Here is a 13,135-nt window from a genome sequence, read left to right as displayed (position 1 = left end):
AATCGTCATGTCCAAAAATCGTCCTGTCATCATCACCTGCGCCGTCACCGGTGCCATCCATACGCCGTCGATGTCGCCGCATTTGCCGATCACCGCGCAGGAAATTGCCGACGCTGCCATCGGTGCTGCCGAAGCCGGCGCCGCGATTGTTCACCTGCATGCCCGCGATCCCATCGATGGCCGTCCCAGCCAGGACCCCGCGCTGTTCGCCGAATTCCTGCCGCAAATCAAAGCCGCCAGCGACGTGGTGATCAATATCACCACCGGCGGCGCACCGACCATGGGCGTTGAAGAGCGCCTGCAACCGGTGATGCAGTTCAAGCCGGAACTGGCCTCGTTGAACATGGGTTCGATGAACTTCGGCCTGTACGAAATGCTCAACCGCTTCACCGAGTTCAAGCACGACTGGGAGCGTCCGTACCTGGAAGAAAGCGACGACCGGATCTTTCGCAACACCTTCCGCGACATTACCCACATCCTCAATTCCTGCGCCGAGAACCGCACCCGTTTCGAAATCGAGTGCTACGACATCGGGCACCTGTACACCGCCGCCCATTTCCTGGAACGCGGCCTGCTCAAGCCGCCGCTGTTTATCCAGTCGGTTTTCGGTTTGCGCGGCGGCATCGGCGGCCACCCGGAAGACCTGGCGCATATGCGTCGCACCGCCGACCGGCTGTTTGGTGACGACTACGTGTGGTCAATCCTCGGCGCCGGCCGTGGGCAAATTCCGTTGGCAACCATGGGGCTGTCCATGGGCAGCAACGCCCGGGTCGGCCTGGAGGATTCGCTGTGGGATGGCCCGGGCAAACTGGCCGCGTCCAACGCCGACCAGGTACGGCGCATTCGCACGGTGATCGAAGCCCTCGGGCACCGGGTTGCCACGCCGGATGAAGCGCGAGAAATCCTCGGGCTCAAGGGGCGCGACCAGGTCAACTTCTAAGTGCTAAACCGGCCGCGTCACGGCGCGGCCATGCCCATCCCGCACAACAACAAAAAAGGGGATAACACCATGCGTATCGAAGTGCTTGTCGACGTGAAGACCACCCTGGGCGAAGGCCCGGTGTGGGACGCCCTGCAACAACGGTTGTACTGGATCGACAGCGCCGACGGCCGGATCCTGCGCTGCACCGATGACGGTCGCGAGCTGCGTGCCTGGGACGTGGGCCAGAAAATCGGCTCCATGGCCCTGCGCCATAGCGGCGATGAGGCCATCGTCGCTCTGCAAAACGGCGTGCACATCCTCGACCTCGGCAGCGGCGAACTGGCGCAGGTGATCGACCCGGAACCCGCGCTGCCCAACAACCGCCTCAACGACGGCAAGGTCGACCGCCAGGGACGCTTTGTCTTCGGCTCCATGGACACCCGGGAAGACAGCGCCAGCGCCAAACTCTACCGCCTGGACGCAGACCTGAGCCTGCACACCCTGGACGAAGGCATCATCGTGTCCAACGGCCCGTGCTGGAGCCCGTCGGGCGACACATTCTATTTTTGCGACACCTGGTCCGGCGAGATCTGGGCCTATGACTACGACCTGGCGACCGGCGCCGTGAGTCATCGACGCACGTTTGCCAAGGTCGACACCTCCGGCGGTGGCGCCGCCGACGGCTGCACCGTGGATGCCGAAGGCTGCCTGTGGCAGGCGCTGGTCTACGCCGGAAAACTGGTGCGCTACACACCGGATGGCCAGGTCGACCGGATCATCCAGATGCCGGTGAAAAAAGTCACCAGCCTGACTTTCGGCGGGCCGAACCTGGACACCCTGTTCGTGACCTCCATGGCCAAGCCGCCGTTGCCGCGTTTCCCGGCCGACGGTCAGCAGCGCGGGGCGCTTTTTGCGATCACCGGGCTGGGCGTGCAAGGAATAGCCGAGCGACGGTTCGCCAGCTAGCGCGTTTTTTCAACAAGGCATATTCCTTCCGCAACCTTGTGTCAGTGCGCGCCCTCGCGCGCCTGGAGAAACCCATGGCAACCTTAAAAAAAGCCTCGCTGCGCAGCATTCACCGGCACTCCTGGGTGTCGTTGCTGGTGTGCTGGATGATCTGGATCCTCAACGCCTACGACCGTGAGATCGTGCTGCGCCTGGGGCCGACCATCTCCAAGCATTTCGATTTGTCGGCTGATCAGTGGGGCACCATGGCCACGGTGATCATGCTCGCCCTGGCCTTGCTGGATATTCCTGGCTCCATGTGGAGCGACCGCTACGGCGGAGGCTGGAAACGTGCGCGGTTCCAGGTGCCGCTGGTGCTGGGTTACACCGCGATTTCGTTTCTCTCCGGGTTCAAGGCCCTGAGCGGCAACCTCGCGACCTTTATTGCGCTGCGGGTGGGCGTCAACCTCGGTGCAGGCTGGGGTGAGCCGGTGGGCGTGAGCAACACCGCCGAATGGTGGCCGGTGGAGCGCCGTGGTTTTGCCCTGGGCGCGCACCATACGGGTTACCCGATTGGCGCCATGCTCAGTGGCATCGTCGCCAGTTTTGTCATCAGCACTTTTGGTGAAGACAACTGGCGCTACGTGTTCTTCTTCGCGTTTGTCGTGGCCTTGCCGCTGATGATTTTCTGGGCGCGGTATTCCACCGCCGAACGTATCACCGCGCTCTACGTCGACATCGCCGCCAAGGGCATGACCCCACCGGACAACGCACCGGCCAGCCAGGTAAAAGGCCACGCCTGGCGCACCTTTATCGCCACCTTGCGCAACCGCAATATCGCCCTCACGGCGGGTAATACGATGCTGACCCAGGTGGTGTACATGGGCGTCAACATCGTGCTGCCGGCGTACCTGTACAACATCGCCGGGCTGTCCCTGGCGGAGTCGGCGGGCATGAGCGTGGTGTTCACCCTGACCGGGATTCTCGGGCAACTGGTGTGGCCGTCGCTGTCGGACATCATTGGCCGGCGCGTCACCCTGATCATCTGCGGGGTGTGGATGGCCGCCAGTGTCGGGGCGTTCTACTTCGCCAACACCCTGACCCTGATCATCGTCGTGCAACTGCTGTTCGGCCTGGTGGCCAACGCGGTGTGGCCGATCTACTACGCGGTGGCCTGCGACTCGGCCGAGCCGTCGGCGACCTCCACCGCCAACGGCATCATCACCACCGCGATGTTCATCGGCGGCGGCCTGGCGCCGGTGCTGATGGGCAGCCTGATTGCCATGGGCGGCGGCTGGACCACCTTGCACGGCTACACGGTGTGCTTCTTCGTGATGGCCGGCTGTGCCCTGGGCGGGGCGCTGCTGCAACTGTTTTCCCACCGCCCGCCGGCGCTGGTTGTGCAACTCGAACCCTAGAACAACACCGATGCGTCCCCCAGCCAGGGTGCTGGCGGGGCGCCAAGAGGACTTGCCCGATGAAGACTGCCAACCCTGCCCGTGAGCCACGGGAGTTGAACAAACTGATGTTCGTCAAGCTGATGCCCTTGCTGATCATCGCCTACGTGCTGAGCTTTCTGGACCGCACCAACATTGCCCTGGCCAAGCATCACCTGGACGTGGACCTGGGAATTTCCGCCGCCGCGTACGGCCTGGGCGCCGGGTTGTTTTTCCTGACCTATGCGCTGTCGGAAATCCCCAGCAACCTGATCATGCACAAGGTCGGCGCGCGGTTCTGGATCGCCCGGATCATGGTGACCTGGGGCCTGATTTCGGCGGCCATGGCGTTCGTCCAGGGCGAGACCTCGTTCTATGTCCTGCGCCTGCTGCTGGGCATTGCCGAAGCCGGCCTGTTTCCCGGGGTGATGCTGTACCTCACCTACTGGTTCAACCGCGAGCAACGGGCGCGGGCCACCGGGTATTTTCTGCTCGGCGTGTGTTTTGCCAACATCATCGGCGGCCCGGTGGGCGCGGCGTTGATGCGCATGGACGGGATCCTCGGCTGGCACGGCTGGCAGTGGATGTTCCTGCTCGAAGGCTTGCCGGCGGTCGCGTTTGCCTGGGTGGTGTGGTGCAAGTTGCCGGACCGTCCGAGCAAGGCACCCTGGCTCTCGGCCGAAGAGGCGCGCGGGATTGAACAGCGCATCGCGATGGAGACCGAAGAGGGCGCAGGCGAGGGCGGGCATTCCCTGAAAAACTGGCTGACGCCGCAAATCCTGCTGGCGATCTTTGTGTATTTTTGCCATCAGATCACCATCTACACCGTGATCTTTTTCCTGCCGAGCATCATCAGCAAATATGGCGAACTGAGCACCATGAGCGTCGGCCTGCTGACCTCATTGCCGTGGATTGCCGCAGCGGCAGGCGCCGTGCTGCTGCCGCGTTTTGCGACCACCCCCACCCGTGCCCGGCGGCTGTTGATCACTGGTTTGCTGACCATGGCGGCGGGGTTGGGCATTGCCTCGGTGTCGGGGCCGGTGTTCAGCCTGTTGGGCTTCTGTGTGTCGGCGGTGATGTTCTTTGTGGTGCAGTCGATCATCTTTCTGTACCCCGCTTCACGCCTCAAGGGCGTGGCGCTGGCGGGCGGGCTGGGCTTCGTCAATGCCTGCGGGTTGCTCGGCGGGTTTGTCGGGCCGTCGGTGATGGGCGCGATCGAGATGAGCACCGGCAATGCCACGAACGGCTTGAAAGTAATTGCGGTGGTGCTGGTGGTGGCCGCCTTGGCCGCCTTGCGTTTGCGCCAGGGGCAGGAGCCCGATCACACCAGCAATGAAGTGGGAAATCCCGAAGCCAGCACCAGATAAGCCACGACTGCCGCCAGGCATAAACCGACAAATACCCGCAACAGTGTCCTGGCGGTGGGATGAGCGACGAATTTGATGGCCCAGAGCAAAATCCCGGCGACCAGGACGCTCAAGACAGAAATGACCAGCACGATGGTGTTCTCGAAAGCCTCGGAAGCTGTTTTATAGTCTCAAAGGCCCGCGTTGAACAGTGTGCGCATAGACGCAGGGCCCCGGGTGTTTCTAAACTGCCCCCTATCCAGGGCAGTGGGGCGAGCGCCGATGAATCGCAATGAATTACGCAAGGCCGACATCAACCTGATGGTGGTCTTTGAAACCTTGATGCTCGAACGCAATGTGACCCGGGTGGCCGAGAAGCTGTTTCTCGGCCAACCCACCATCAGTTCGGCCCTCAACCGCCTGCGCACGTTGTTCAATGACCCGCTGTTCATCCGCGTCGGCCATCGCATGGAACCGACCGCGCGGGCCGAAGAGATCATCAAGCACCTGTCGCCGGCCCTCGATTCATTGTCGTCGGCCCTGAGCCTGACCCACGATTTCGACCCGTCCATCAGCACCATGACCTTCCGCATCGGCCTGTCCGATGACGTCGAGTTCGGCCTGCTGCCGCCATTGCTGCGGGCCTTGCGCCAGGAAGCGCCGATGGTGGTGTTCGTGGTGCAGCACGTGGACTACTGGCGTATCCCGGACCTGCTGGCCTCCGGCGATATCACCGTCGGCATCACCCAGACCCGTGGCCTGCCGGCGAATGCCAAGCGCAAATTATTGCGGCATATCCGCCCTTGCCTGTTGCGGGCGGACGCCTCGGACAAACCCCTGACCCTCGACGAATATTGCGCACGGCCCCATGTGCTGGTGTCCCACACGGCCAACGTGTCCGGGTTTGCGGATGAATGGCTGGCGGAAATCGGTCGCAAGCGTCACGTGGTGCTCTCGGTGCCGCAATACAGCGCGCTGCCGGCGTTGCTCGCCGGCACCGACATGATCGCCAGCCTGCCGGACTACACTGCCCAGGCCATGGCCGCCGGGGGAAATCTGTTCTGTGAGCCGTTTCCGTTCGAAACCCCGACCCTGGATTTGTCCATGGTCTGGCTCAGCCACGTCGACACCGACCCGGCGGAACGCTGGATGCGCTCGCGGCTGGAGGCGTTCATGAGCGAGCGGGACATGCTGGCGGTGGTAGCGCCAAAATCTTGAGATAACACCTTCAGGGAGATCCACCCATGACCCCATCCCGTTCCTTGCTGCGTGGGCGCGGCAGTCATGACAGCGGCAAGGTTGGCATGGTCGAGCTGTTTTTCGACCTGGTGTTCGTGTTTGCCGTGACCCAATTGTCCCATTCGCTGCTCGCGCACTTGTCCATCGGCGGTGCGGTGCAGGTGGCGCTGATGATGGTGGCGGTGTGGTGGGTGTGGATCTTCACCTCGTGGGTCACCAACTGGCTGGACCCGGAAAAAATCCCGATCCGCATCGGCCTGTTCGGCTTGATGGTGGCGGGCTTGCTGCTGTCGTCTTCGATCCCCAAGGCGTTTACCGATCGCGGCCTGCTGTTCGCGGGCGCCTATGTGTTCATGCAAGTGGGACGCACGCTGTTTGCCTTGTGGGCGGTGCGCGGCGAATCGCTGAACATGACCCGAAACTTCCAGCGCATCCTGGCGTGGATGCTGTTTTCCGGGGTGTTCTGGATCACCGGCGCGCTGCTTGAGGGCGAGCAGCGTTTGGCCTTCTGGGCCCTGGCGCTGTTGATCGAGCTGATTTCCCCGTCGGTGTATTTCTGGGTACCGGGGCTTGGGCCCTCGACACTTTCGGACTGGAATGTGGAAGGCAACCACATGGCCGAACGCTGCGGCCTGTTTGTGATCATCGCCCTGGGCGAGTCGTTGCTGGTGACCGGCGCTACCTTTGCCGAACTGCCCTGGAGCATGGATGGGCTGGCGGCGTTCCTGGTGGCGGTGGTGGGCAGCATCGCCCTGTGGTGGATCTATTTCGACAGCGGCGCCGAGCGCGCCCACCACCGCATCGCCAGCTCCGCCGACCCGGGACGTCAGGCGCGCATTGCCTACACCTACCTGCACGTGTTGATCGTGGCCGGGATCATTGTCAGTGCAGTGGCCGATGAACTGGTGCTGGTGCACCCGGGGCACGCCAGCCAGGCCGGCGTGGTGGCGATCATTGCCGGCCCGTGGTTGTTCCTGCTGGGCAGTGCGTTGTTCAAATGGGTGATGAGCGACCGGCCCTTGCCGCCGTTTTCGCACCTGGGTGGGTTGCTGCTGTTGCTGGTGTTGTTGCCGCTGGGATTGCAGCAGGTGTTTTCGGCGCTGGTGCTGGGAGCGCTGACGTCAGCCGTGTTGGTGGTGGTGGCGATTTGGGAAAATCGCTCGCTGCGCGGCCTGACCGAAGTTTCACATTGAAAGCGGTCTGATTTCGCCCGGCACCGTGCTATATGTATGACTCTTTTCCTACAACAACTCGGAGCTTTTCATGCCGCATCTGCATCTGGAATACACCGCCAACCTGACTGAGCTGGCGGTAGAGAAAACCCTGTTGCGGCTGAACAACGTGCTGATGGCGTCCGGGCAGTTCGGTTCCGAGTTTGATATCAAGAGTCGCGCGGTCAAGGTGGAGACGTTCCAGGTCGGCACGTCCTTGAGCCCGCGTGCGTTTATCGCCGTGAAGCTGTCGCTGCTCAGCGGGCGATCGCCGCAGGTCAAGAAGCAATTGTCGGAAAGCCTGTTGGCGGCGTTGCAGGATTTGGGCGATTGGCCTGCGGATTTGCAGGTTCAACTCAGTGTTTTGCTGGTAGACATGGACCGCGAGTCCTACAGCAAAGTCACCATCGGCTGATGGGCAGGGGTTACAGCAACCCCTGATCCGCACACACCTTCACCACCTGCTCCCGGAACCACGTGTTGGCGCTGTCCTGCTCGCTGTGTTCATTCCACTGCATGTCCAGGGTAAACCCCGGCAAACCGTTCGGTGCTTCGCAATGGCCGAACACGCGGTTGTCCGCCAGTTGCTTCTGCACCCGACGGGGCAGGGTGACGATAAAGTCGGTGCCGGTGATCATCTTCAGCGCCGCGCTGTAGCTGTTGGCCCGGGCGATCACCTGGCGCTGGTGGGACTGGCGCGCCAGCCAGCCGTCGATCATGTTGGTGTCGGAGCTCCACGGCGTGGGGAATACGTGACGCCGGGCGACGAAGGATTGCAGGCTGAACGCCGGTTCCCGGGGCGCCGAGTGTTTGTCGAAGACGCACACCAGGTCGTCCTCCAGCAGCATCTGGGTCTTGATGTCTTTGTGCTCGCGATGAAAGTGCGGGCCGAAGCAGATCACCAGGTCCAGGCGACCGTCGCGCAAGGCGTCGGCCGGGATCTCGGTTTCCAGCTTCTGCACATTGACGATCACCGGCAGGTCGGCGTGGTCGAAGGTTTTCAGCAGGCGCGGCAGGACCAACTGTTCGAAGTATTCCGGGGCGCAGACATTGAAGGTCACGGCCTTCCGGGTGGGGTCGAAGGCGTGGCTGCCGGCGTGGCAGAGGTTGATGCTTTCGAGGATTTTCTGCACATGGTCGTACATGGTGGTGGCTTTGTACGTAGGACGCATGCCCGCCCGGGTGTTGATAAACAGCTCATCTTCGAAGCTGGTGCGCAGCTTCTTGAGGCTGTAGCTGACGGTGGACTGGCTGACGAACAGGGTTTCGGAGACCTCGGTGACGCTGCTTTGGTCATAAACAGCGATAAACACCATCAGGTCCTGCATATCGAGCTTTCTAAGCAAGTTGCTGTTTAGCATCCGTTCCGTCCGCAAATCGTTTGTACCGAGTTCGGTACAAGACAATACAAAATGTTAACGGAACGTTCGTGCCAATAGAAAGCGCTGTCGGACCTTTCTATGTTTGAGGTGGGACAAATAATGTTTACAACACGACCTCAGCGAATATGCCGCGCGTAATGCCGGGGGTCGAAGCGCAGCACGATCAGCAGCATCACCACCACCACGGCCGTCAGTGACCACCAGGCCCATTCGAAGCTGCCCAGTTGGTCGCGGATCATCCCGGCGATCAGCGGCGACAAACCGGCGATCAGGTAACCGATGCCCTGCACAAAGGCGGTCAGGCCGCCGGCGCGGCGCGGGTTGTCCAGATGGTCCAGGGACAGGATCAGGCTCATCGGAAACAACCCGCCAATGCCCAGGCCCAGCAGGCAGGGCCACAGCAGGCTCAGGTGTTGCGGGCTGAGGATCAGGCCGCAGAAGCCGGCGATGATCAGCACCAGCAACACCGCGACCACACCGCGCTTGTCCTGGCGGCGGTTGGCGATGGCCGGGGTGACCAGGCCGGAGACCACTTCCATGGCGGTCAAAAAGCCCAGCAACAGGCCGGCATTCTGTTCACTCCAGCCCAGCTCCACGTAGTACGGCGCCAGCCAGGCCAGCACGCAGGTGTAGGACGCGGTGCCGAGACCGAAAAAGATCGCCAGCAACCAGGCCCGGCGATTGCCGAAAAATGACGCCTGCGGGCCCGCGCCGGCTTGGGGCAGCGGCGGCAACACCGAGCGTTGGGCGTACCAGAACACCAGCGCCAATACTGCCAGCACCGCCCAGATTGCCAGGCCGATGCGCCAACTGCCGGTGCGCACCTGGATAAACGGCGAGAACGAAGCGGCAAGGGCCGCACCGCCCATGATCGCGGTGACGTACAGGCCCATAAACAGTGAAACGTTATCGCTGAAGCGGGATTTGATCAGCGCGGGCATCAGCGCCTGGATCATCGCGATCCCTAGGCCGGCGGCGATGGCGCTGAGGATCAGCTCAACCGCCGAATCGAGAAACAGCCGTGACACCGTGGCCAGGCCGATCACCACCAGCGACAGCACAATACTGCGATGCTCGCCGAAGCGCTTGGCCACGCCCATGCCGAAAAACATCGCCAGGCCCATGGCCATGACTGGCAGCATGGTCAGTAGGGAGGCGGTGCTGAAACTCAGGGCCACGTCCCCGCGAATCGAGGACAGCAATGGACCGACGGCGGCCATCGACGGGCGCAGGTTGAGGGCGACCAGCACCACACTGATCATCAGCCAAACGGCGGTGGCGGGTTTTGCGCGGACGTTTTCCATGGGCAGGCCTTGAACTGATAAGCGCAGTATTAGGCCGGGCGTGGGGGAGGCGGGCAAATGAGAAAGTCGTTGGGACTATTGAAAAAATGCGTGCGGGCTTTTGTGCCAAGGAGTCTTGTGGTGAGGAGCGCTGGTTGTGGCGAGGGGGCTTGTCCCCCGTTGGAGTGCGAAGCGCTCCCGCTTTTTTTGGGGCCGCTTCGCAGCCCAACGGGGGACAAGCCCCCTCGCCACAAAAGCTCCCTTGCCACAATGTTGTCGGGTGGTTTCAGATCGCCCGAATCACATGCTTGGTCTCCTGAAACGCCTGCAACCCCCACGGTCCCAGTTCCCGGCCGATGCTGCTCTGCTTGTAACCACCCCACGCCGTTTGCGGGAAGATCACCTGCGGCGCGTTGATCCACACCAGGCCCACCTGCAAGGCATTCGCCACCCGTTCGGCCGCTTCCAGGTCGCGGCTCAGCACACTGGCCACCAGGCCGAACTCGCTGTCATTGGCCAGTGCCACTGCTTCGGCTTCACTGGCAACGCTGCGCACGCACAGCACCGGGCCGAAGATTTCTTCGTTCCACAACGCGCTGTCCAGCGGCACTTCGGTAAACACCGTCGGGCGGATAAAGTAACCTTGAGGCAAATCCGCCGGACGCCCGCCGCCACACAACACCTTCGCGCCCGCTTGCACGCCCCGTTCGATATGCCCCAGCACCCGCTGGTACTGCGCGCGGTTGACCAGTGCGCCCATTTCCACGTCTTCGGCAAACGGGTCTGCCACGCGAATACCCTCGGCCCTGGCCTGCAAGCGAATCAGAAACTCATCCGCCAATTCATCCGCCACCAACACCCGGCTGGTGGCGGAACACATCTGCCCGGCGTTGAAGAAACCACCGCCGCAAGCCAGTTCCACCGCCAGGTCGAGGTCGGCACCGGCCAGCACCAGCAACGACGATTTGCCGCCCAGTTCCAGGCTCACGCCCTTGACCGTTTCGGCAGCGCGCTGCATCACCTGCACGCCCACGGCATTGCTGCCGGTGAACGAGATTTTCGCGACCCGCGGGTCCGCCGCCAACGGGGCGCCCACCGCCAGGCCTGTGCCGCAGACCACGTTGAAGACCCCGGCAGGCAAACCCACCGAGGCGATGATCCTGGCCAGTTCCAGCTCGGCCAGCGGCGTCACCTCCGAAGGCTTGAGCACCACGCAGCAACCGGCAGCCAGCGCCGGGGCGAGTTTCCAGGCGGTGGTCACCATCGGGAAATTCCACGGCACGATCAGGCCCACCACGCCGCAGGGTTCACGGCGAACGCGGGCGCTGAAATCCTCAGTGGGCAGTGCCACCGGACGATCCTGGCTGGCGTCCATGTCGTCGGCCAAACCGGCGTAGTAGGTGAAGGTGGCGATCACGTCGTCCACATCAATGCCCGCCTCGAACAGCGGCTTGCCGTTGTTGCTCGATTGCAGCTGCATCAGGTGTTCACGTTGGGCGCTGACGCCCTCGGCGATTTTGCGCAGCAGCGCAGCGCGATCGCGGCCGGTGCTTTTGGACCAGTCCGGGAAGGCCGCGCTGGCGGCACTCACGGCCTCCGTCACTGCGCCAGCATCACCCACGCTGACGTGAGCCAAGGTGGCCTCGGTCGCCGGGTTGATCACGTCCAGCACGTCATGGCCTGCACGCCACACACCATTGATATACAGCCCGTTCACTGCCGCGCTCATACCGCCACCTCCTTCATCCAAAGCCCCTGGTCGATTTCAATCAGCGTCGGGCCCTGGCGATCCGTGGCGGCACGCAATGCGCTGCGCAGTTCTTCAACACCCTGGATGCGCTGGGCAGCCGCGCCGAGGGCCTGGGCCACGCCGATAAAATCCGGGGTGTAGATGTCGACGCCCACCGGCTCGATGGCGCGGTTGACCATGTATTTCTTGATCTCTTCATAACCCTGGTTATTCCACAGCAGCACGATCACCGGGGTGCGCGCCTCCACGGCGCTGGCCAGTTCCGGCAGGGTSAATTGCAGCCCGCCGTCGCCGATCAGGCACACCACCGGCGCACCGTCGCCGCGCCCCAGCCATGCACCGATGGCCGCCGGCAGGGCGTAGCCGAGGGTGCCGTAGCCGGTGGAGGAGTTGAACCAGCGGCGTGGCTGGTCGAGGTTCAGGGTCAGGTTGCCGGTGTACACCGGTTGGGTGGAGTCGCCCACCAGTACGGCGTCGGGCAGTTCATCCAGCACGGTGTTGAGGAACAGGGTTTGCGCGCGGGTCGCGGCGTCCCAGGTGGGTTCCAGTTCGCTCCACAGGCGGGCAACGCGGTGGGCGCCCCAGTGGTTGTCGCGGGCGGCCAAGGGTGTGTCGTGCAGTTCGGCGAGCAACGCTTGGGCAGCGATTTGCGCGTCAGCCACCAGTGCCACGTGCGGTGGGTAATTGCGTACGGTCTGGTCGGAATCGATATCGATGCGCAGCAGGGCGCCGGGAATGTCGAAGCCGCCGGCGAAGGTCACGTCGTAGTCGGTCTCTGCCAGCTCGGTGCCGATCGCCAGTACCACGTCGGCCTCGGCCACCAGGGCACGGGTGGCGACCAGGGTTTGGGTCGAGCCGATCAGCAGCGGGTGGTGGGACGCCAGCATGCCCTTGGCGTTGATGGTCAGCGCCACCGGCGCACCGAGGGTCTCGGCCAATTGTGTCAGCTCGGGCGCGGCGTCGATGGCGCCGCCACCGGCCAGAATCAGCGGGCGTTTGGCGGCCGCCAGCAACTGGCTCATTTGCTTGACCGCCGACGGCGCCGCGCCCGCGCGGGAAACGCTGACCGGCTCGCTGCCGAGCAACGCGTCGGCGTTTTCCACCAGCACATCCAGCGGGATTTCGATATGCACCGGGCGCGGTCGCCCGGCCTGGAACAGCGCAAACGCCCGGGCCAATACACCGGGCAATTCGGCCGCCGACATCAAGGTATGGGAGAACGCCGCCACGCCCGCGATCATCGCGCTCTGGTTCGGCAGCTCGTGCAGCTTGCCGCGCCCGCCGCCCAACTGGCTGCGGGACTGCACGCTGGAAATCACCAGCATCGGGATCGAGTCGGCGTAGGCCTGGCCCATGGCGGTGGTGATATTGGTCATGCCGGGGCCAGTGATGATGAAGCACACCCCGGGCTTGCCGCTGGTGCGTGCATAGCCGTCGGCCATGAAGCCGGCGCCCTGTTCGTGGCGCGGGGTGACGTGGCGGATGCTGGAGCGCGCCAGGCCCCGATAGAGTTCCACGGTGTGCACGCCGGGGATGCCAAACACCTGGTCTACACCGTAGCCTTCCAGCAGGTTGACCAATACTTCGCCGCAGGTCGCCATTGTCGTCGCTCTTATTGTTG

General features: G+C 63.3%; 11 protein-coding genes. 7 read left to right on the top strand and 4 right to left on the bottom strand.

Annotation, left to right across the window (positions count from 1 at the left end):
• The first annotated feature begins 7 nt into the window (after nucleotides 1-7).
• The 7 genes from P3C29_RS12965 (at nucleotide 8) to P3C29_RS12935 (ending at nucleotide 7,514) form a co-directional block, all read left to right on the top strand.
• Nucleotides 8-940, top strand: coding sequence for a 3-keto-5-aminohexanoate cleavage protein (locus P3C29_RS12965; protein WP_010176558.1), 933 nt, complete (start codon nucleotides 8-10; stop codon nucleotides 938-940).
• A 69-nt stretch (nucleotides 941-1,009) separates the two neighbouring features.
• Nucleotides 1,010-1,888, top strand: a complete 879-nt coding sequence (locus P3C29_RS12960) for an SMP-30/gluconolactonase/LRE family protein (RefSeq protein ID WP_275964659.1) — start codon at nucleotides 1,010-1,012, stop codon at nucleotides 1,886-1,888.
• 74 nt (nucleotides 1,889-1,962) lie between these two features.
• On the top strand, nucleotides 1,963-3,285 hold the full coding sequence (locus tag P3C29_RS12955) for an MFS transporter (protein ID WP_201122040.1): 1,323 nt from the start codon (nucleotides 1,963-1,965) through the stop codon (nucleotides 3,283-3,285).
• A gap of 59 nt (nucleotides 3,286-3,344) precedes the next feature.
• Entirely contained in the window at nucleotides 3,345-4,670 is a 1,326-nt protein-coding gene (locus P3C29_RS12950) for an MFS transporter (RefSeq protein ID WP_201122042.1), read from the top strand.
• A gap of 261 nt (nucleotides 4,671-4,931) precedes the next feature.
• Complete coding sequence (locus P3C29_RS12945) at nucleotides 4,932-5,867, top strand: LysR substrate-binding domain-containing protein (protein WP_201122043.1); 936 nt, start codon at nucleotides 4,932-4,934, stop codon at nucleotides 5,865-5,867.
• A 26-nt stretch (nucleotides 5,868-5,893) separates the two neighbouring features.
• Nucleotides 5,894-7,081, top strand: a complete 1,188-nt coding sequence (locus P3C29_RS12940; RefSeq protein ID WP_010176554.1) for a low temperature requirement protein A — start codon at nucleotides 5,894-5,896, stop codon at nucleotides 7,079-7,081.
• A gap of 70 nt (nucleotides 7,082-7,151) precedes the next feature.
• Entirely contained in the window at nucleotides 7,152-7,514 is a 363-nt protein-coding gene (locus tag P3C29_RS12935) for a 5-carboxymethyl-2-hydroxymuconate Delta-isomerase (RefSeq protein ID WP_010176553.1), read from the top strand.
• Nucleotides 7,515-7,524: 10 nt separating this feature from the next.
• Here the strand turns inward: P3C29_RS12935 and P3C29_RS12930 are convergent, their stop codons facing one another.
• The 4 genes from P3C29_RS12930 to P3C29_RS12915 all read right to left on the bottom strand — a co-directional run bounded on the left by P3C29_RS12930 (nucleotide 7,525) and on the right by P3C29_RS12915 (nucleotide 13,115).
• Nucleotides 7,525-8,460 carry a LysR family transcriptional regulator gene (locus P3C29_RS12930; protein ID WP_275964658.1) on the bottom strand — a complete coding sequence of 312 codons (936 nt, stop codon included), beginning with the start codon at nucleotides 8,458-8,460 and terminating at the stop codon, nucleotides 7,525-7,527.
• A 137-nt stretch (nucleotides 8,461-8,597) separates the two neighbouring features.
• Nucleotides 8,598-9,785, bottom strand: a complete 1,188-nt coding sequence (locus P3C29_RS12925; RefSeq protein WP_169387330.1) for a cyanate transporter — start codon at nucleotides 9,783-9,785, stop codon at nucleotides 8,598-8,600.
• A 265-nt stretch (nucleotides 9,786-10,050) separates the two neighbouring features.
• A complete protein-coding gene (locus P3C29_RS12920) occupies nucleotides 10,051-11,493 on the bottom strand; it encodes an aldehyde dehydrogenase family protein (protein WP_275964657.1) in 1,443 nt (480 codons plus the stop codon).
• Nucleotides 11,490-13,115 (bottom strand): 5-guanidino-2-oxopentanoate decarboxylase, encoded by a 1,626-nt coding sequence (locus P3C29_RS12915; protein ID WP_275964656.1) that lies wholly within the window; start codon nucleotides 13,113-13,115, stop codon nucleotides 11,490-11,492. The genes P3C29_RS12920 and P3C29_RS12915 overlap by 4 nt, the downstream gene beginning before the upstream one ends.
• Nucleotides 13,116-13,135: the final 20 nt, after the last annotated feature.

The sequence above is a fragment of the Pseudomonas sp. 1912-s genome (assembly GCF_029269205.1).
Classification (GTDB): Bacteria; Pseudomonadota; Gammaproteobacteria; order Pseudomonadales; family Pseudomonadaceae; genus Aquipseudomonas.
Note: the sequence above shows the minus strand (reverse complement) of the source record. Positions and strands in the feature narration are given on the sequence as shown.